The organism is Aquabacterium sp. A3, from assembly GCF_038069945.1.
Classification (GTDB): Bacteria; Pseudomonadota; Gammaproteobacteria; order Burkholderiales; family Burkholderiaceae_C; genus Aquabacterium.
In genome coordinates, this window is the sequence record NZ_JBBPEV010000004.1 from 221837 (window position 1) to 241247 (window position 19411).

At 63.5% G+C, this 19411-nt stretch carries 18 protein-coding genes; 3 read left to right on the forward strand and 15 right to left on the reverse strand.

Features of this window, described 5'->3' with window-relative positions; genetic code table 11:
* Positions 1–119: 119 nt before the first annotated feature.
* The 12 genes from asd to WNB94_RS14190 all read right to left on the reverse strand — a co-directional run bounded on the left by asd (position 120) and on the right by WNB94_RS14190 (position 10831).
* Positions 120–1253: an aspartate-semialdehyde dehydrogenase gene (asd, locus tag WNB94_RS14135; protein WP_341391049.1), complete on the reverse strand. Its 1134-nt coding sequence runs from the start codon at positions 1251–1253 to the stop codon at positions 120–122.
* A 49-nt stretch (positions 1254–1302) separates the two neighbouring features.
* Positions 1303–2379, reverse strand: coding sequence for a 3-isopropylmalate dehydrogenase (gene leuB / locus WNB94_RS14140; protein ID WP_341391129.1), 1077 nt, complete (start codon positions 2377–2379; stop codon positions 1303–1305).
* Between the two features lie 16 nt (positions 2380–2395).
* Positions 2396–3043 carry a 3-isopropylmalate dehydratase small subunit gene (gene leuD / locus WNB94_RS14145; RefSeq protein ID WP_341391050.1) on the reverse strand — a complete coding sequence of 216 codons (648 nt, stop codon included), beginning with the start codon at positions 3041–3043 and terminating at the stop codon, positions 2396–2398.
* A 12-nt stretch (positions 3044–3055) separates the two neighbouring features.
* Positions 3056–3181, reverse strand: a complete 126-nt coding sequence (locus WNB94_RS14150; protein ID WP_341391051.1) for an entericidin A/B family lipoprotein — start codon at positions 3179–3181, stop codon at positions 3056–3058.
* Positions 3182–3192: 11 nt separating this feature from the next.
* Positions 3193–4602 (reverse strand): 3-isopropylmalate dehydratase large subunit, encoded by a 1410-nt coding sequence (gene leuC / locus WNB94_RS14155; RefSeq protein ID WP_341391052.1) that lies wholly within the window; start codon positions 4600–4602, stop codon positions 3193–3195.
* A gap of 138 nt (positions 4603–4740) precedes the next feature.
* Positions 4741–6051, reverse strand: coding sequence for a citrate synthase (gene gltA / locus WNB94_RS14160; protein WP_341391053.1), 1311 nt, complete (start codon positions 6049–6051; stop codon positions 4741–4743).
* A 128-nt stretch (positions 6052–6179) separates the two neighbouring features.
* Positions 6180–6479 (reverse strand): succinate dehydrogenase assembly factor 2, encoded by a 300-nt coding sequence (locus tag WNB94_RS14165; RefSeq protein WP_341391054.1) that lies wholly within the window; start codon positions 6477–6479, stop codon positions 6180–6182.
* A 39-nt stretch (positions 6480–6518) separates the two neighbouring features.
* Positions 6519–7226: a succinate dehydrogenase iron-sulfur subunit gene (locus tag WNB94_RS14170; RefSeq protein ID WP_341391055.1), complete on the reverse strand. Its 708-nt coding sequence runs from the start codon at positions 7224–7226 to the stop codon at positions 6519–6521.
* A gap of 30 nt (positions 7227–7256) precedes the next feature.
* Complete coding sequence (gene sdhA, locus WNB94_RS14175) at positions 7257–9035, reverse strand: succinate dehydrogenase flavoprotein subunit (protein WP_341391056.1); 1779 nt, start codon at positions 9033–9035, stop codon at positions 7257–7259.
* A 3-nt stretch (positions 9036–9038) separates the two neighbouring features.
* The gene (sdhD, locus tag WNB94_RS14180) at positions 9039–9401 is read right to left on the reverse strand and encodes a succinate dehydrogenase, hydrophobic membrane anchor protein (protein WP_341391057.1); all 363 of its coding nucleotides are present in this window, start codon (positions 9399–9401) and stop codon (positions 9039–9041) included.
* A gap of 32 nt (positions 9402–9433) precedes the next feature.
* Positions 9434–9871, reverse strand: a complete 438-nt coding sequence (gene sdhC, locus WNB94_RS14185; RefSeq protein ID WP_341391058.1) for a succinate dehydrogenase, cytochrome b556 subunit — start codon at positions 9869–9871, stop codon at positions 9434–9436.
* 156 nt (positions 9872–10027) lie between these two features.
* Complete coding sequence (locus WNB94_RS14190) at positions 10028–10831, reverse strand: GntR family transcriptional regulator (protein ID WP_341391059.1); 804 nt, start codon at positions 10829–10831, stop codon at positions 10028–10030.
* A 244-nt stretch (positions 10832–11075) separates the two neighbouring features.
* On the opposite strand from WNB94_RS14190, the gene WNB94_RS14195 reads away from it, so the two are divergent.
* Positions 11076–12062 (forward strand): malate dehydrogenase, encoded by a 987-nt coding sequence (locus WNB94_RS14195; protein ID WP_341391060.1) that lies wholly within the window; start codon positions 11076–11078, stop codon positions 12060–12062.
* 82 nt (positions 12063–12144) lie between these two features.
* On the opposite strand, the gene WNB94_RS14200 is transcribed toward WNB94_RS14195, so the two are convergent.
* Positions 12145–13686, reverse strand: coding sequence for a methyl-accepting chemotaxis protein (locus tag WNB94_RS14200; protein ID WP_341391061.1), 1542 nt, complete (start codon positions 13684–13686; stop codon positions 12145–12147).
* Positions 13687–13845: 159 nt separating this feature from the next.
* Between WNB94_RS14200 and WNB94_RS14205 the strand changes: the two genes are divergently transcribed.
* Positions 13846–14865, forward strand: coding sequence for an HpcH/HpaI aldolase/citrate lyase family protein (locus WNB94_RS14205; RefSeq protein ID WP_341391062.1), 1020 nt, complete (start codon positions 13846–13848; stop codon positions 14863–14865).
* On the opposite strand, the gene WNB94_RS14210 is transcribed toward WNB94_RS14205, so the two are convergent.
* Positions 14856–16766, reverse strand: coding sequence for a B12-binding domain-containing radical SAM protein (locus tag WNB94_RS14210; RefSeq protein WP_341391063.1), 1911 nt, complete (start codon positions 16764–16766; stop codon positions 14856–14858). The genes WNB94_RS14205 and WNB94_RS14210 overlap by 10 nt on opposite strands.
* A gap of 174 nt (positions 16767–16940) precedes the next feature.
* Here WNB94_RS14210 and WNB94_RS14215 point away from each other — a divergent pair, with 174 nt between their 5' ends.
* Positions 16941–17297, forward strand: a complete 357-nt coding sequence (locus WNB94_RS14215; RefSeq protein ID WP_341391064.1) for a hypothetical protein — start codon at positions 16941–16943, stop codon at positions 17295–17297.
* Here WNB94_RS14215 and prpR read toward each other — a convergent pair.
* On the reverse strand, positions 17257–19233 hold the full coding sequence (prpR, locus tag WNB94_RS14220) for a propionate catabolism operon regulatory protein PrpR (protein ID WP_341391065.1): 1977 nt from the start codon (positions 19231–19233) through the stop codon (positions 17257–17259). The two genes, WNB94_RS14215 and prpR, sit on opposite strands and share 41 nt — an antisense overlap.
* Between the last annotated feature and the right edge of the window lie 178 nt (positions 19234–19411).

A 19411-nucleotide genomic window follows, 5' to 3' on the forward strand; every position in this document is an offset into this window, starting at 1 on the left:
ACATACCCCCGCACGGATTTTGTATCCAGACGTTGCAAATCTACGCCCTCGCCACCCTCGAAGAACAAAAGGCGCTGATATTGATCAGACGCCTTTTGGAGTTTTGCGCAACGCCGAAATCAGCGCGCCAGCAAGATGCGCAGCATGCGGCGCAGGGGCTCGGCTGCACCCCACAGCAATTGATCGCCAATGGTGAACGCGCCCACATATTCCGGGCCCATGGCCAGTTTACGGATGCGACCCACCGGAATCGTCAGCGTGCCCGTGGTGGCCACCGGCGTCAGGTCACGGATGGTGGCCTCGCGGGTATTGGGCACCACCTTCACCCACTCGTTGTCGGCGGCGATCATGGCCTCGATGTCGGCCACCGGCACATCCTTTTTCAGCTTGAAGGTCAGGGCCTGGCTGTGGCAACGCATGGCGCCAATGCGCACGCAGAACCCGTCCACAGGAATGGCCGGGGCACTGAAGCCTTCGCCCAGACCCAGGATCTTGTTGGTTTCGGCCATGCCCTTCCACTCTTCCTTGGACTGCCCGTTGCCCAGGTCCTTGTCGATCCAGGGGATCAGCGAGCCACCCAGCGGCACGCCGAAGTTGGCGGTCTCGGCCTCGGTCAGCGAACGCTGCTTGGCGATGATCTTGCGGTCGATTTCCAGGATGGCGCTCTTGGGGTCGTCCAGCAAGGACTTGACCTCGGCGTTGAGCGTGCCGAACTGGGTCAGCAGCTCGCGCATGTGCTGGGCGCCACCACCGGAGGCGGCCTGGTAGGTCTGGGTGGACATCCACTCCACCAAACCCGCCTTGTACAGCGCACCCACGCCCATCAGCATGCACGACACGGTGCAGTTGCCGCCCACCCAGTTCTTGCCGCCCTTGGCCAGCGAGTCCTTGATGACGGGCATGTTCACCGGGTCCAGGATGATCACGGCATCATCCTTCATGCGCAGCGTCGAGGCAGCGTCAATCCAGTGCCCCGTCCAACCTGCGGCGCGCAGCTTGGGGAACACTTCGGTGGTGTAGTCGCCGCCCTGCGCCGTGACGATGATGTCGCAACGCTTGAGTTCGTCGATGTTGAAGGCGTCCTTCAGGGTCGTCTCGTTCTTGGCCATGGCCGGGGCCGCGCCGCCGGCATTGGACGTCGAGAAGAACAGGGGCTCGAAATGAGCGAAGTCGCCTTCGGCCTGCATGCGGTCCATCAGGACCGAGCCGACCATGCCGCGCCAGCCCACCAGACCAACCAGAGTCGTTGCCATGTTGTGTGTCCTCAGTAAACGTGTTTGATGTGGGATCCCGGTTCAGCGATCACTGCGCCTTCAGGGCGGCCACCACGGCCTCGCCCATCTCGACGGTGCCGACCTTCTTCGTGCCTTCGGAGTAGATGTCGGGCGTGCGCAGGCCTTGCTCCAGCACGGACTGCACGGCACGCTCGATGCGGCTGGCGGCCTCTTCCTGGTTCAGGCTGAAGCGCAGCATCATGGCGGCGCTCAGGATGGTGGCCAGGGGGTTGGCCACACCCTTGCCGGCGATGTCAGGGGCGGAGCCATGGCTCGGCTCGTACAGACCCTGGCCCTTGGCGTTCAACGAGGCCGAAGGCAGCATGCCGATCGAGCCGGTCAGCATGGCGGCGGCATCAGAGAGGATGTCGCCGAACATGTTGCCGGTGAACAGCACGTCGAACTTCTTGGGGGCCTTGACCAGCTGCATCGCGGCGTTGTCCACGTACATGTGGTCGAGCTCGATGTCGGGGTACTGGGCGTGCACCTCGGTGACCACGTCCTTCCAGAACTGGAAGGTCTCCAGCACATTGGCCTTGTCGACGCTGGTCACGCGCTTGCCACGCTTGCGGGCGGCCTGGAAGGCGACGTGGGCGATGCGCTCGATCTCGGGGCGCGAATAGCGCATCGTGTCGAAGGCTTCCGGCGCGCCCTTGAACTCGCCGTCCGGCGATTCGCGGCGGCCGCGCGGCTGGCCAAAGTAGATGTCGCCGGTCAGCTCACGGATGATGAGGATGTCCAGGCCCGCCACCAGCTCGGGCTTGAGGCTGGAGGCGTGGGTGAGCTGCGGGTAGCAGATGGCCGGGCGGAAGTTGGCGAACAGGCCCATGTTCTTGCGCAGGCCCAGGATGGCCTGCTCGGGGCGCAGCGGGCGGTCGAGCTTGTCGTACTTCCAGTCGCCCACCGAGCCGAACAGCACAGCGTCCGATTCCATGGCCAGCTTCAGGGTGTGCTCGGGCAGCGGGTGGCCGTGCGCGTCAAACGCGGCGCCGCCCACCTTGGCTTCGTCCAGCTGGAAAGGCAGGTCCAGCACCTTCAGCACCTTGACCGCCTCGTTGACGATCTCGGGACCGATGCCGTCACCCGGCAGCACAGCAATCTTCATGACCATGGTTGACTACTCAGACAATACGGTGGTTGAGCCAGGGCTTTTGCGCCAGGCGTTCGGCTTCGAAGGCCTTGATCTTGTCGGCGTGACGCAGGGTCAGGCCGATGTCGTCAAAGCCATTGAGCAGGCAGTACTTGCGGAAAGGCTGCACGTCGAAAGCCAACTCGGTGCCATCGGCCTTGATCACGACCTGGCGCTCCAGGTCGATGGTCAGCTCGTAGCCGGGGAAGGCAAACACTTCGTTGAACAAGGTGTCGACCTGCTGCTCGCTCAGCTGGATCGGCAGCAAACCGTTCTTGAAGCAGTTGTTGAAGAAGATGTCGGCAAAGCTGGGCGCGATGATGGCGCGGAAGCCATATTGGTCCAAGGCCCAGGGCGCGTGCTCGCGGCTGGAGCCACAACCGAAGTTCTTGCGCGCCAGCAACACCGAAGCGCCCTGATAACGCGGCTGATTCAGCACGAAATCGGGGTTGGGCTTGCGGGTGGCCGGATCTTGCCCGGGCTCGCCGGCGTCCAGGTAGCGCCACTCGTCAAACAGGTTAGGGCCGAAACCGGTGCGCTTGATGGACTTCAGGTATTGCTTGGGGATGATGGCGTCGGTGTCGACGTTCTCACGGTCCATGGGGGCCACGAGCCCCTTGTGAATGCGGAATGCTTGCATGGCAGTGGTGAATTACTTGGCGGCGCCGGAGATGGCCTCACCCGCTTTTTCGATGTCCTTGCCCACACCATGCATGGTGTTGCAACCGGCGAAGGCCAGCAAGGAAGTCAGGGACAACAGGGCAATCAAACGTTTCATGGTGTTGAACCTCAAGCGATGCGACGAACGTCGACGAAATGACCTTGCATGGCCGCTGCCGCAGCCATGGCTGGGCTGACCAGGTGGGTGCGGCCGCCCGCGCCCTGACGACCTTCGAAGTTGCGGTTGCTGGTGGAGGCGCAACGCTCACCGGGCTCCAGGCGGTCGGCATTCATGGCCAGACACATGGAGCACCCCGGTTCGCGCCACTCGAAGCCGGCAGCGATGAAGATCTTGTCCAGACCTTCGCGCTCGGCCTGCTCCTTGACCAGGCCCGAGCCGGGCACCACCAGCGCCAGCTTGACGTTGGAGGCGATGCGCCCCCCCACGCGCTTGACCACCTCGGCGGCCGCACGCATGTCTTCAATCCGGCTGTTGGTGCACGAGCCGATGAAGACCTTGTCGACGTGGATGTCGCTGATGGCCTTGTTGGGCTCCAACGCCATGTACTGCAGCGCACGCTCCATGGCAGAGCGCTTGACGGGATCTTTTTCCTTGTCGGGATCGGGCACGCGGGCATTCACGCCCACCACCATCTCGGGCGAGGTGCCCCAGCTGACCTGGGGCTCGATGTCTTCGGCCTTCAACTCCACCACGGCATCCCAATGGGCGTCGGGGTCGGAGTGCAGCGTGCGCCAGTAGGCGATGGCTTGCTCCAGCTCCACCCCGGTGGGGCTGAACGGACGGTTCTGCACGTACTGGATGGTGGTCTCGTCCACCGCCACGACGCCAGCGCGTGCGCCGCCTTCGATGGCCATGTTGCACACCGTCATGCGGCCTTCCATGCTCAAGGCGCGGATGGCGCTGCCAGCGAACTCGATGGTGTAGCCCGTGCCGCCGGCCGTGCCGATCTTGCCGATGATGGCCAGCACGATGTCCTTGGCGGTGCAGCCGGCAGGCAGTTGCCCCTCGACCTTCACCAGCATGTTCTTGGCCTTCTTGGCCAGCAGCGTCTGGGTGGCCATCACGTGCTCGACCTCGGACGTGCCGATGCCGTGCGCCAGCGCACCAAAGGCGCCATGCGTGGAGGTGTGGCTGTCGCCGCAGACGATGGTCATGCCGGGCAGCGTGGCGCCCTGCTCCGGGCCGATCACGTGCACGATGCCTTGGCGCCGGTCGCCCATCTTGAACTGGGTGATGCCATGGCGGTCGCAGTTGGCATCGAGCGTGTCCACCTGCAGCTTGGACACCGGGTCCTTGATGCCATCGCGACGATCGGTCGTGGGCACATTGTGGTCGCTGGTGGCCAGGTTGGCCGACAGGCGCCACAGCTTGCGACCAGCGATGTCCAGCCCCTCGAAGGCCTGCGGACTGGTCACTTCATGCAGCAGTTGACGATCGATGTACAGCACCGCGGTGCCATCGTCTTCGGTGTGGACGACGTGCTCGTCCCAGATCTTGTCGTAGAGGGTGCGTCCCATGGTCCTGTCGCGCGGGGAAGGGGCAAGGTGCCCCCAGGTTGGGGAAAGTCCTCCATTTTACGACACGACCTGCCATGAAAAAACCCGGCCACAGCCGGGTTTTTCGAAGCGCGGGGCAAACGCCCTCGCCTGCACCAATCAGCGCGAGGCGATCGGCTTGACGTCGCGCTTCTCGGCGCCAACGAACAGCTGACGGGGACGGCCGATCTTGTACTCGGGGTCACCGATCATTTCGTCCAGCTGGGCGATCCAGCCGACGGTACGGGCCAGCGCGAAGATCGCGGTGAACAGCGGCACAGGGATGCCAATGGCGCGCTGCACGATGCCGGAGTAGAAGTCGACGTTCGGGTAGAGCTTGCGCTGCACGAAGTAGTCGTCTTCCAGGGCGATCTGCTCGAGCTTCTTGGCCAGGGCAAACAGCGGATCGTTTTCCAGACCCATTTCGGCCAGCACTTCGTTGCAGGTTTCCTGCATCAGCTTGGCGCGCGGGTCGTAGTTCTTGTACACGCGGTGACCGAAGCCCATCAGGCGCACGCCCGAGTTCTTGTCCTTCACCTGGTTCATGAACTCGCCCACCTTCGAGACGCCGCCCATGGCCTGGATTTCTTCCAGCATGTTCAGGCAAGCCTCGTTGGCGCCACCGTGAGCCGGGCCCCACAGGCAGGCCACGCCGGCGGCAATGGCCGCGAACGGGTTGGTGCCGGACGAGCCGCACAGGCGCACGGTCGACGTGGAGGCGTTTTGCTCGTGGTCAGCGTGCAGAATGAAGATGCGATCCATCGCGCGCTCGAGCACGGGGTTCGGCACGTACTCTTCACAGGGAGTGCCGAACATCATGCGCAGGAAGTTGCCGGCGTACGACAGGTCGTTGCGCGGATAGATGTAAGGCTGGCCGATGGAGTACTTGTAAGCCATGGACACCAGCGTGGGCATCTTGGCGATCAGGCGGATGGCGGCGATCTTGCGATGGTCAGGATTGTTGATGTCGGTGCTGTCGTGGTAGAAGGCCGACATGCCGCCCACCAGGCCCGTCAGGACGGCCATGGGGTGGGCATCGCGACGGAAACCGCGCAGGAAGAACTGCATCTGCTCGTTGACCATGGTGTGGTTGGTCACGCGGGCCACGAAATCCTTTTTCTCGGATTCGTTGGGCAGCTCGCCATTCAGCAGCAGGTAGCAGGTTTCCAGGAAGTCGCAGTTGGTGGCCAACTGCTCGATCGGGTAGCCGCGGTACAGCAACTCGCCCTTGTCACCGTCGATATAGGTGATCTTCGAGTTGCACGAAGCGGTCGACAGGAAGCCGGGGTCGTAAGTGAACTTGCCAGTCTGGGCGTACAGCTTGCGGATGTCGATGACATCCGGGCCAACAGAGCCCTTGTAGATGGGCAAGTCCATGTTGGGGCTGCCGTCGGAGAACGACAGGGTGGCTTTCACGTCGGACGGGGTCATGAGCACTCCTAGTGGTCGGTCTTGTAAGAGAAATGTGGTAACCAGGGTAAATCCCGATCAGACATTATGAAGACAAACTCGTCTTTTCAGTCTTGCGTGATGAACGTCAAGGCTGAAAAAACGAGCATTCATCCTGCCTGGGTCACCCTCATCAAGGAGAGAACCTGCTGAACATCGGGGTTGTTCAACTCACCTTCGGGCTCTTTTCGGGCCAGAAGCAGGTCGAGCAGATCGTTGTCAGACAGGTCCATCAACTGAAGCAAACCCTGTACCAGAGCTTGCGTCAGATGCGATTCGTGGCGCGTAAAAAACCGATCGATGAACAGATCGTTTTCGAGCAGTCCACGGCGACAACGCCACCGCAGTCGGCGCATCAGGTCTGCATCCAGGGGCTGCTGCGCGGCGACGTCGTGGTGGGCGTTGGTCATGGATGACTTCAGGGTCAGCAGAAACAGGTCACGTGACGATCAAACAGCGCGCTTGACCATCAGTTCCTTGATCTTGCCGATGGCCTTCGTGGGGTTCAGGCCCTTCGGGCACACATCCACGCAGTTCATGATGGTGTGGCAACGGAACAGACGGTACGGGTCTTCGAGGTTGTCGAGACGGGCTGCAGTGTCCTGATCACGGCTGTCTGCGATGAAGCGGTAGGCCTGCAACAAACCAGCGGGGCCCACGAACTTGTCGGGGTTCCACCAGAAGCTGGGGCAGCTGGTCGAGCAGCTGGCGCACAGGATGCACTCGTACAGGCCGTCGAGTTCTTCACGCTCTTCGGGCGACTGCAGGCGCTCCTTGTCGGGCGGCGGCGTGTCGTTGACGAGGTAAGGCTTGATCGAGTTGTACTGTTTGAAGAACTGCGTCATGTCCACGATCAGGTCGCGGACCACGGGCAGTCCTGGCAGCGGCTTGAGCACGATCGTGCCAGGCAGGGTGCGCATGTTGGTCAGGCAAGCCAGACCGTTCTTGCCGTTGATGTTCATGGCGTCCGAGCCGCACACGCCTTCGCGGCAGGAGCGGCGGAAGGACAGCGTCGGGTCGACGGCCTTGAGCTTGACCAGGGCATCGAGCAGCATGCGCTCGTGACCGTCGAGTTCGATCTCGATGGTCTGCATGTAGGGCTTGGCATCCTTGTCAGGATCGTAGCGGTAGATCTGGAAAGTGCGCTTTTGGCTCATGATGATTTCCTAATGCTTCGTTCGCTTCGATCAGAAGGTGCGGACCTTCGGCGGCACCGACTCGACGGTCAGGGGCTTGAGGTTCACCGGCTTGTAATCCAGGCTGTTGCCTTCGGAATACCACAGCGTGTGCTTCATCCAGTTGGCGTCGTCGCGGTTCGGGAAGTCGTTGTGGGCGTGGGCACCACGGCTTTCCGGACGTGCGGCAGCCGAGGTCATGGTGGCCTGGGCGGCTTCGATGAGGTTCTCGACTTCCAGCGCTTCGATGCGGGCGGTGTTGAAGACCTTGGAGTTGTCTTTCAGGCCGATGGCCTTGACGCGCTCGCGGATGGCGTTGATCTTTTGCACGCCCTCGTCCATCGACGCCTGGGTGCGGAACACGCCTGCGTGCTTCTGCATGGCGGCACGGATGTCGTTGGCCACGTCCTGGCTGTACTCGCCGTTCTTGGCCGAGTCCAGGCGGGCCAGACGCGACAGGGTGTAGTCGGCGGCATCCTTGGGCAGTGGCTTGTGGTTCTTCGTCTTGAGGTTGAAGTCGACAATGTGGTTGCCAGCGGCGCGACCGAACACGACCAGATCGAGCAGCGAGTTGGTGCCCAGGCGGTTGGCGCCGTGCACCGACACGCAAGAGCACTCACCCACGGCGTACAGACCGTTGACGATCTCGTTGGGGTTGCCGTTCTTCGGAATCACCACCTGGCCATGGATGTTGGTGGGGATGCCACCCATCTGGTAGTGGATGGTCGGCACCACAGGGATCGGCTCCTTGGTGATGTCGACGTTGGCAAAGTTATGGCCAATCTCGTACACCGAGGGCAGGCGCTTCATGATGGTGTCGGCGCCCAGGTGGGTCATGTCCAGCAGGACGTAGTCCTTGTTGGGACCGCAGCCACGGCCTTCCTTGATTTCCTGGTCCATCGAGCGGGACACGAAGTCACGCGGGGCCAGATCCTTCAGGGTGGGCGCATAACGCTCCATGAAGCGCTCGCCGTTGGCGTTGCGCAAGATGGCGCCTTCGCCGCGGCAGCCTTCGGTCAGCAGCACGCCGGCACCGGCCACGCCCGTGGGGTGGAACTGCCAGAACTCCATGTCTTCCAGCGGGATGCCGGCACGGGCCGCCATGCCCAGGCCGTCACCGGTGTTGATGAAGGCGTTGGTGGAGGCCTGGTAAATCCGGCCTGCACCACCGGTGGCGAACAGCACGGTCTTGGCGTGCAGGATGTGCACGTCGCCGGTTTCCATCTCGAGGGCGGTCACGCCCACCACGTCGCCGTCGGCGTCGCGGATGATGTCCAGGGCCATCCATTCCACGAAGAACTGGGTGCGGGCCTTGACGTTTTGCTGGTACAGCGTGTGCAGCAGGGCGTGGCCGGTGCGGTCGGCTGCGGCGCAGGCGCGTTGCACCGGCTTTTCGCCGTAGTTGGCGGTGTGACCACCGAACGGGCGCTGGTAGATGGTGCCGTCGGGGTTGCGGTCGAAAGGCATGCCGAAGTGTTCGAGCTCGTACACGACCTTCGGGGCCTCACGGCACATGAACTCGATGGCGTCCTGGTCGCCGAGCCAGTCGGAGCCCTTGACGGTGTCGAAGAAGTGATAGTGCCAGTTGTCTTCAGACATGTTGCCCAGCGAGGCACCGATGCCGCCTTGCGCCGCCACAGTGTGCGAGCGGGTCGGGAAGACCTTGGACAGGACAGCGACGTTCAGGCCAGCCAGGGAGAGCTGAAGCGAGGCGCGCATGCCGGAGCCGCCAGCGCCGACGATCACGACGTCGAACTTGCGGGTGGGGAGGGAGGTAGCGATGGCAGTCATTTTTTACAGTCTCCACAGCACTTGGATGGACCAGCCGGCGCAACCCACCAGCCACACGAGGGTGAACACTTGCAGCGCCAGGCGGATGCCGACGGGCTTGATGTAGTCCATCCAGATGTCACGCACGCCCACCCACGCGTGGTAGAGCAATGCCACGATGACGACGAAGGTCAGGAACTTCATCCACTGGGAGGCGAAGATGGCCGACCAGCCGTAGTAATCCAGCGAGGGGGCCATCAGCACCTGCACCAGCAGGACGACGGTGTACAGGGCCATCAGGACGGCCGTGATGCGCTGCGCCAGCCAGTCGCGCAGACCATAGTGCGCGCCTGTGACGACACGCTTGGTTCCGTAGTTTTGGGACATGGTTGTGGTTCCGGGGGGAAGGATCGTGGGAATCAGAACAGACCGAAGAGCTTGGCGCCCAGGGCCACGGTCAACACCACGCTGAGCGTGAGGGTGACGATGGCCGACGAGTGGCCCTGCTGTTTGCTGACCGAATGGGTGGCGTCCATGATCAAGTGACGCACGCCAGCAATGAAGTGGTGCAGATAGGCCCAGATCAGCCCCAGGGCCACCAACTTGAAGAACCAGCCAGGGACGGCGCCATCAGCGCACCCTGCGACGAACACGCTGGTGAAGGTGTCGAACGAGATCTCGGACGAGACGGACGTGTCGAACATCCAGATGATGAAGGGCATCAGCAGGAACAGCACGGCACCGCTGATGCGGTGCAGGATCGACACGATGCCGGCCGGAGGCAGGCGATACGAGACGATGTCCGTGACGTGGATGTTCCGGTAGACGGGGCGTGGGGTTTTCGCGTTGTCAGCCATGTTGTGGGGCTCCTGCCGAGCGTCGTTAGTCTTTCAAGAGAATCCGGGATTTTAGGGCAATCCCCTGCCCGAGAAACCTGCACTGCTTTGCTTCATCCATGTGACAAACCACATCAGTGCGGGATATTCGTGATCAATCAGGCGTTGCGGTGCCCCTCAGCTGAGTTCGTTGCGGTAGTGATGACGGTCGGTTCGGTACAAGCCGCGACGCAACTCGACCGGCTGATCGCCGTAGGTGAATGCCAGCCGCTCGACACTGAGCAGCGGACAGCCGGCGGGCACATCCAGCAAGGCACCGGTGTCGTCATCCGCCACGACAGCCCGCAGCTTTTCTTCGGCTCTGATCATGCGCACTCCGAACTCGGATTCGAACAAGGCATACATGGGACCCCGGTACTCGCTGAGCCGATCGGCGGTCAAACCCTTGAAGAGGTGCCCAGGCAGCCAGATGTCATCTAGCACAACAGGCTGGCCGGCAAAATGCAAGACGCGACGCACCTCGACCACCATCTCGCCCTGCTTCATTTGCAGGGCACGGGCCACATCGGCAGGCGCCCGAAGCCGACGGCAGTCCAGGAAGGTGCGGTGAGCGCTGCCCCCCATGGCGTCAGCCTGATCGGGCGCAAGCCGAAGAAATCGGTATTGCACCTGCTCTTCGTGGTGCGTGGCCACGAAGGTGCCCTTGCCCTGGCGACGCACCAGCAGGTTTTCTGCGGCCAGCTCGTCCACCGCCTTGCGAACGGTGCCCTGACTGACCTTGAAACGCGCCGCCAACTCCAGCTCGCTGGGAATGGCCTCACCAGGGCGCCACTCTGCCGCCTGCAAGCTGCGCAAGATCAAGGCCTTGATCTGCTGATACAAGGGACTGAAGGACGGCGCAGCCGGCTCGGCCCCCGCGCTTGCATGGCCCCCAGCCCCGGCGCCAGGAGGCAGCACGTCAACGGGTTGGGATGAAGGCATGGCAAACAGCACGTGGGTGGCAGGATCAGGCCGGATAGGCCGGTGAGTGCGCAGCCACAGGGATGGCGTGACCGACGCATGGGATTGCACCACAACCGAGCGCCAAAGTCCACGGGTAGTCTGATAGATGTCTTATATAAGACATAAGATCATTGACGGCACCCACAGTCGTCCGTAGACTGCAGCGCCACAGTACAATCATGGGTTTTCACCAACCCGCCCACCACCCCTTTCGGAGTTGCATATGAGCAAAGCACCCGTTCGCGTTGCCGTCACCGGCGCCGCTGGCCAAATCGGTTACGCCCTCCTGTTCCGCATCGCTTCTGGCGAAATGCTGGGCAAGGATCAGCCCGTGATCCTGCAACTGCTGGAGATCCCCGACGAGAAGGCCCAGAACGCGCTGAAGGGCGTGATCATGGAGCTGGAAGACTGCGCATTCCCCCTGCTGGCCGGCATCGAAGCCCACAGCGATCCGATGACCGCCTTCAAGGACACCGACTACGCCTTGCTGGTGGGTGCCCGTCCTCGCGGCCCCGGCATGGAGCGCGCCGACCTGCTGGCCGCCAACGCCCAGATCTTCACCGCCCAAGGCAAGGCCCTGAACGCCGTGGCTTCGCGCAATGTGCGCGTGCTGGTGGTGGGCAACCCCGCCAACACCAACGCCTACATCGCCATGAAGTCGGCGCCGGACCTGCCGGCCAAGAACTTCACCGCCATGCTGCGTCTGGACCACAACCGCGCTGCTTCTCAGATCGCTGCAAAGATCGGCTGCGCCGTGGGCGACATCGAGAAGCTGGCCGTGTGGGGCAACCACTCGCCCACCATGTACGCTGACTACCGTTTCGCCACCGTGAACGGCAAGTCGGTCAAGGACACCATCAACGACCACGACTGGAACGCCAACACCTTCCTGCCGACCGTGGGCAAGCGTGGCGCCGCCATCATCGCCGCTCGCGGCCTGTCGTCGGCTGCTTCGGCCGCCAACGCCGCCATCGACCACATGCGCGACTGGGCCCTGGGCACCAACGGCAAGTGGGTCACCATGGGCATCCCGTCCAAGGGCGAATATGGCATCCCCGCTGAGGTGATGTTCGGCTACCCCGTCACCTGCGAAGGCGGCGAGTACAAGATCGTCGAAGGTCTGGAAATCGATGCCTTCTCGCAAGAGTGCATCAACAAGACCCTGGCCGAGCTGCAAGGCGAGCAAGACGGCGTCAAGCACCTGCTGTGAGGCCGCCCAGGGTAACGTCAGACGTCACCCGTGGTGAAAAAGCCGACCCGAAGGTCGGCTTTTTTCATGCCTTCGCCGGCGCTCAGGCGGGTAATTTGAACACCGAGACCACTTGAGACAGGCGTGACGCCTGGTCTTTCAAGCTCTCTGCAGCTGCAGCAGATTCCTCGACCAGCGCGGCGTTTTGCTGGGTCATCTGGTCCAGGTGGTTGACGGCCTGGTTGATTTGCCGGATGCCATCGGATTGTTCGGTGGCCGCGGCGCTGATCTCACCAATCACATCCGACACACGCTGAACGGCGTCAACGATCTGCGCCATGGAGGCCCCCGCCTCATGCACCAGGCTGGAGCCGGCGTCCACCTGCTCGACCGACGCACCGATCAAGGTCTTGACCTCTTTGGCGGCCTCGGCCACGCGATGCGCCAACGCACGCACTTCGCTGGCGACCACGGCGAATCCTCGGCCCTGCTCGCCCGCTCTGGCAGCCTCGACGGCCGCATTCAAGGCGAGGATGTTGGTCTGGAAGGCGATGCCGTCGATCACCCCGATGATGTCAGCGATGCGGCGAGAGCCTTCGGAGATGGCGTCCATCGTGGACACCACCCGCCCGACGACCTCCCCGCCCTGACTGGCGGCGGCGGCTGCACCGGCGGCCAATTGATTGGCAGTGCGTGCCGCATCGGAAGAGTGCTGCACCGTGCCAGAGATCTGCTCCATCGATGAAGCCGTCTGCTGCAGGCTGGAGGCCGCCTGCTCGGTGCGCCCTGACAGATCCTGACTGCCGGCTGCCACTTCGCTGCTGGCCACGGTGATGGAGTCGGACGCCGTGCGCACATTGCCCACCAGTCGTTGCAAGGACACCTGCATGTCGGCCACGGCCTGCAAGGTCTCGGCCACCTCATCCGTGCCCCTGACACGCACATCGTGGGTCAGGTCGCCAGCGGCGATTTCGCGGGTGACCTTGGCCACCTGCAGCAGTGGCTTGACCACCGAACGAGCCATGGCGTAAGCAAGCCCTGCACCCAGCATCAGACACACGCCGGCCAGCAGCATCAGCACCCACTGCGCCTGGGCCATGTCGGCATCACTGCCCTGCACACGGCCTTGGGCCAGATCGCGCTGGCGCTTTTCGTACGACACGATGGTCGCAAGGTAGTCCTGGGCGGCAGGCATCAGCACGCTGTCCAGGGCCTCCATGGCGCCGGGGTCCCCCAGGTCGAGCAAACCAAAAATGGCGTTGCGTGATTCGATGTAGTGCTTGCGTTTGGTGGCAATCTCGGCAAACAGGGCCTTGTCCTCATCGGACGCCTGGTTTTCCAGTTGCTTTTGAAGCTCGCTGATCTGGGCGGACGTGGCCTTCATCAAGGGGTCGAAGTGTTGCTTGACGCCTTCGTGACCCTCTGATTTGGCGATGGCCAAGGTGCGCGCCACGTTGACGCTGGTCAGGGCCTGCCATTGCTGGGCGGTGAAGGCGCGCTCGGTGGCGTCCATCACCAAATGACCAGTCCCGCGGGCCTGATTCAATTGCAGCCACCCTACAGCCGCTATCAAGGCTGTGAGCGCCAGCACCACGCCAAAACCGAGGGCCAGCCGTGCTTTCAAGGTCAATTCGTTCAAACGCATCACGTACTTCCTTTGTCGGCACAGAAAACACGGGCCGATCGCGTACTTCGTGATCGGTTTTTCGGTGCGCGGACGCACAACTTGAGTGCGAGACAGCGTTCAGCACCGCTGGCATACTGAAAATCCATGCAGTTTTTGCAGATTTCGCAGGGTTTGCTCATGTCCACCTTGAGTTCCATCCATCCAAGACAAGCCCTCTTTGGCGCGGAGGCCCATGGCCATGCCTTGCCCGTGTGCGACCACTACGCCGGGGTTGAAGCCCGCATGCGCAAGAGCCTGGCGCTGCAGGCGGACATGGCGCGCGAGTCTGGGCGAGCACTGTTTGACGTGACGCTGGACCTGGAGGATGGCGCGCCCGTGGGGGGCGAAGATGAGCAACTGGCGTTGATTTGTGAATTGCTGAACAGCGCGGCCAACGCCTGTGATCGGGTGGGGGTGAGGGTGCACGATCCCCGCCACCGCTTTTTTGAACAAGAGGTCGATACGCTGGTCAGGCACGCAGGCGCGCGGCTGGCGTATTTGATGGTGCCCAAACTGGCGGACGCCGAATCTGCCCGTCTGGCCGTGGCCACCATCCGCGAGGCGCGGTTGCGCCATGGGGTGGAGCGGATCGTGCCGGTGCATGGACTGATCGAAACTCACCGCGCACTGCAACAGGTTCATGAGATTGCCGCCTTGCCAGGGATCGAGTCGCTGTCTTTCGGCCTGATGGACTTTGTGTCCGAGCACCGCGGCGCCATTCCGGCCAGTGCCATGAGCGTGACCGGCCAGTTCAGCCACCCCTTGGTGCTTCGGGCCAAGCTGGAAATCTCGGCGGCATGCCATGCGGCCGGCATCACGCCCTCACATTGTGTGGTCACCGAGTTCAAGGACCGTCGCGGCCTGGCGAAAGCGGCCGAGCGTGCCGCCTATGAGTTGGGCTACACCCGCATGTGGAGCATCCACCCCGACCAGATCCCCGTCATCATCAATGCCTTTGCCCCGGTGACGGTCGAGGTGGACGACGCGGTGGCCATCCTGGATGCCGCACAGGCGGCCCACTGGGCACCGATCTCGCACAACGGCGTGCTGCACGACCGGGCCAGCTATCGGCATTACTGGCATGTGCTGGAGCGTGCCTGGCTGACCGGACAGCCCTTGCCCGCCGAGGTTCAGGCGGCGTTCTTTGCTCAGCCTTGAAGCAATGCCCGCTCGATCACGTCACGGCGCACGCTGGGGCGCGGCACCTTGATCGGGAACCAACTGCGCACGTCTTGCTCCAGGCCAATGCCGTGCATGTAGTTGTAGATGGCCTTTTTCAGGCCCCGGCCCAGGCGGTCGTGGTCGACCCCGGTGGGGTCGATGAAGCCGATGTCGTTCTTGGCAAAGCTCACTGGCGGCAACTCGATGAGCTGCACGCCATAAGCAGCGGGGTCTTTGCCCACGGGTGAATGCACGGTGCAGGCAAAACGGTGGAAGAAGCCGGAGTGGATGCAGCCGTTGGCAAAGAGCTGGCGCACATACTCCAGCGCGTCCACCGTGTCTTGCTCGGTTTGCGTGGGAAAGCCGTACATCAGGTAGGCGTGCACGAGGATACCGGCATCGGCAAAGGCCCGCGTGACCTTGGCGACCTGCTGCACCGACACCCCTTTTTTCATCAGTTGCAGCAGCCGATCGGAGGCGACCTCCAGGCCACCCGAGATGGCAATGCAGCCGCTGTCGGCCAGCAGCTCGCACAGTTCGGGCGTGAAGGATTTCTCGAACCGCACATTGCCCCACCAGGAGATGCCCACCTGGCGGCGGATGAGCTCTTCGGCCAGAGCGCGCAGCATCTTGGGCGGCGCAGCCTCGTCCACGAAGTGGAAGCCGGTCTGCCCCGTCTCGGCAACGATGGCCTGGATGCGGTCGACCAGCACCTCGGCCGTGGCCGTCTCGTAGCGCGAGATGTAATCCAGGCTGACGTCGCAAAAGCTGCACTTCTTCCAGTAGCAGCCGTGGGCCACGGTGAGCTTGTTCCAGCGCCCATCCGACCACAGCCGGTTCATGGGGTTGAGCATGTCCAGCAGCGACAGGTACTGGTTCAACGGCAGGCCGTCCCAGGTGGGCGTGCCCCAGTCGGCAAAGGGCACGTCGGGCTCGGGCCAGTGGATGTAACGCACCTGCCCGGCGTCATCGCGCACGAAGGTGCGCACCAGACGCTCGCGCGAGCGTTGGCCCTGCAGGTGCTCCAGCAAGGCCAGCAGCGGGCGCTCGCCGGAATCCAGGCACACGAAGTCGACGTGATCGAACACGCGGGGCTCGCTCAGCTCGCGCAATTCGGTGTTGACGTAGCCGCCGCCCAGCGCGATGCGCACCTGCGGATGGTGCTGGCGGATGGTCTGCGCGATGCGGAAGGCGGCATACACCGCCCCCGGGAAGGGCACCGACAAAATGACCAGATCGGGCTGGTGACGCGCCATGGCTGCCAGCGTCAGCTCGGCCAGGGTGGTGTCGACCAGGTTGGGCGGCGCGGCCAGGGCCTGGGCCAAGGGCTCGAAGGTGGGCTGACTGATGGCCAGTGATTCGGCATAGCGCACGAACTCGAAGCGCTCATCAATGGCATCGCGCAGCACATCGGCGAGGTCGTTCAGGTAAAGCGTGGCCAGGTGGCGGGCGCGGTCTTGCAGGCCCAGGGCACCGAAGGCCCAGGACAGCGGGTCGCCGCCGTCGTCGTCCACGTACACATCCAGTGAGGCGAACCGGGGGCCTTCAGGCAGGTAGCGTCGCGTGTTGATGCGGTGCGCCAAAGTGGGGTCCCCCCCCTGCAGAAACGCAATGACCGGTCCGATGGTGGCGCGGTAGGCATCGAACTGGGCCATGAAGCTGTGTACCGGCGGTGTGCTCCGGGCGGCGTCGGCCTGGGTGCTCACCACGTCGTGGATGGCCTGCAGGCCCTCGGTGCTCAGCAGGCGCAGCACGAGTTGCAGGGCCAGGTCTTCCTGCATGGCCGACACACCCCTCGACCGCAAAAAACCTGTCAGGTAGGCGGTGGATGGATAGGGGGTGTTGAGTTGCGTCATCGGGGGGATGAACGACAACACTTTCAATGGAGTGGCAGACATGCGGGCAACGAGGACAACTGGCGCGCAGTGTAAGGCTGTCAGGCAGAGGCCGAAACCCTCGGGCGCCCCAGCATGGGGCGCAAGGCCCGGTGAAACGACACGCAAATGCCGATGTTCCCGGTATGCAGGCCCTTGGCATCTTGGCAAGATCATGGCGTGATCCCGGAGACCCCCATGTCTGCACCACCTGCCGCCCTCCACCCCCCTCAGCATCCCTTGCGCCTGCGGGAACTGCTGTACCGCTACTGGTTCTTTGGGTGGCTGTTCAAGGATGTGAACCGCGCCAACCTGTTCGAGCGGGCCGCAGCCTGGCGGCACAACCAGCTTCAGGCCCGCTGGCTGCCGGTCTACCTGAAGCGCTGGGCGGTGTTGACGGTGCTGAGCTTTCTGGTGGGTGTGCTGCTGGAGCACGGGCTTCAGGCGCAGACCCTGTCAGCGGTGCTGTACATGCAGGCGGTGCTGGGCGTGACCTTCAATGCCGTGACCTCGGTCATCCTGTTGGGCCTGAAGGTGTTGCCGGGGCCGTTTTGAGCTTGCGCCACAGTGTGGTCCGGCTGATGCCCAACTGCCGCGCGGCCTGCTGGCGATCTCCCCCGCAAGCGGCCAGCACCTGGCGCAGATGGTCGACTTCTTGCGCCGTCTGAAGTTGTTGCAGCCCCTGCGGAGACGACTCACTCGGGCCATCGAATAATTCAGGGGCAATGAGACGCAGTCGTTCGGGCAAGGACTGCACACGAGGCGCTGCTCCCGGTTCGTCGCCAGCGTAGGCCAGCAGGCGCTCCAGCAGGTTTTCCAGCTCTCGCACATTGCCCGGCCAGTCGTAGCGTGTGGCAGCCTGCACCAAGGCCTGCAGCCAGGGGCGCGTGCGCGCCGGATCACTGCCCAGGCGATGGCACAGCCGGGCGTGCAGGGCCTCGGCCAGCAAGGGCACGTCGTCGCGCCGCTGCCTGAGGGATGGAACGTCCAGGCGCAAGATGTTGAGCCGGTAAAAGAGGTCCAGACGGAACAAGCCCTGCGCCACCTGCTCTCTCAGGTCGCGGTGGGTGGCTGCGATCACGCGCACGTTGACGGGGGTGGGCTCGGTGGCCCCCACGCGCAGCACCTCGCGCTCTTGCAACACGCGCAGCAGCCGGGCTTGCAGCGACAAGGGCATCTCACCGACCTCGTCAAGGAACAAGGTGCCCCGGTGCGCGGCCTCGAACAGGCCAATCTTGCCGCCCCGGCGCGCCCCGGTGAAGGCACCCTCTTCGTAACCGAACAGCTCGCTTTCCAGCAGGGTTTCGGTCAAGGCTGCGCAGTTCAAGGCCACAAAGGGCATCTCGCGGCGGTCGCTGGCAGCGTGGATGCCCTGCGCCACCAGCTCTTTGCCAGTGCCACTTTCGCCGATCAGCAAGACGGTGGCCGCACTGCGGGCCGCACTCAAGGCCATGCGACGCAACTGATCGATGGCGGGGCTGCGGCCCAGCAATTCCTCCAGCGCATGGCGGCGTGGGGCCGCGGGGGTCTTGGTGCGGGTTCGCAGATGCCGGTCTACCCGCTGAATGGAGATCGGATCCTGGCAGGTGAGCACCGCGCCGGTGAGCAGGCCCTGCTCGACGATGGGCAGGCGGTTGACGATCAAGGTCTTGCCCTTGACCCGCTCGATGCGCTCGACATCGGCCTCACCCAGGCGCAGGACGGTTTGCAGGCTGAGCTCGGGACAGACCTCGGTGAGTGTTCGGCCCAGCCACTCGTCGGGGCGCACCCCCACCCAGCGCGCCATGCTGGGGTTGACCGTCTGAATGCGCTCTTGCCGGTCCACGGCGATCACGCCATCGCTGAGTTGCCCCAGGATGGTGTTGAGGCGCTCGCGCTTGGCCTGCTCGATGCGTGCAGCCCGAGCCACCTCGACCGCATCGTGCAGCGCCTCGCGCACCGCATCCATCGAGTAGAGAAACACGCCTGTGAGGCCCATCTCGTCAGCCAGATCGGCCACCAGCCCCGGCCCCACCACCACCTCGATGCCCTGTTGCTGCAGGGCCCGCAGGCAGGCGCGGGCATCGTCTTCGGTGGTGTAGGTGCGCTGGGTCACGCCCAGGTCGAACAAGGTGTTGAAGGGGCTCAGGTCCAGCGGCGCGCCCTGCCAGGTGACCAGGCCCACGCGTGGCGAGCGCTGCCGCGCCGTGGCCAGGGCCTGCAGCACATCGAAGCCCCCCACCTTGACCAGCACCACCGGCAACTCCAGGTGTTGCCGCAGGTAGCCGCCGTTGGAGCCGGCGGCCACCACCACATCCACCGCCTGGATGGCCTGGCGCTGGCGCACCTGGGCCACCGCAGCGTCGAACCCGGCGTCCAGCACTTCCACCGTCGCGCGGTCGGCCAGTTCGGGCACCAGCGCCTGCAGCATCTGGTGAATGCGTTTGAAGCCGATGGCCACGATGCGCGGTCGGGCGTCTTCGGGCGTCAGAGACGAGCCAATCAGGGGCATGGGCGTTGCAATGGTTCAATCATTGTTTCACACCAGTGTATCAACGTTTCAATCATGAAACATCACCAAGACACCGACCCATCAGGATGAATGCAGAACCATCCAAAATACCCATAACAATCAATCACTTGCAAAACCATTTGTGCAAAATGATGTGCCTCTGGCACACTGGCACACC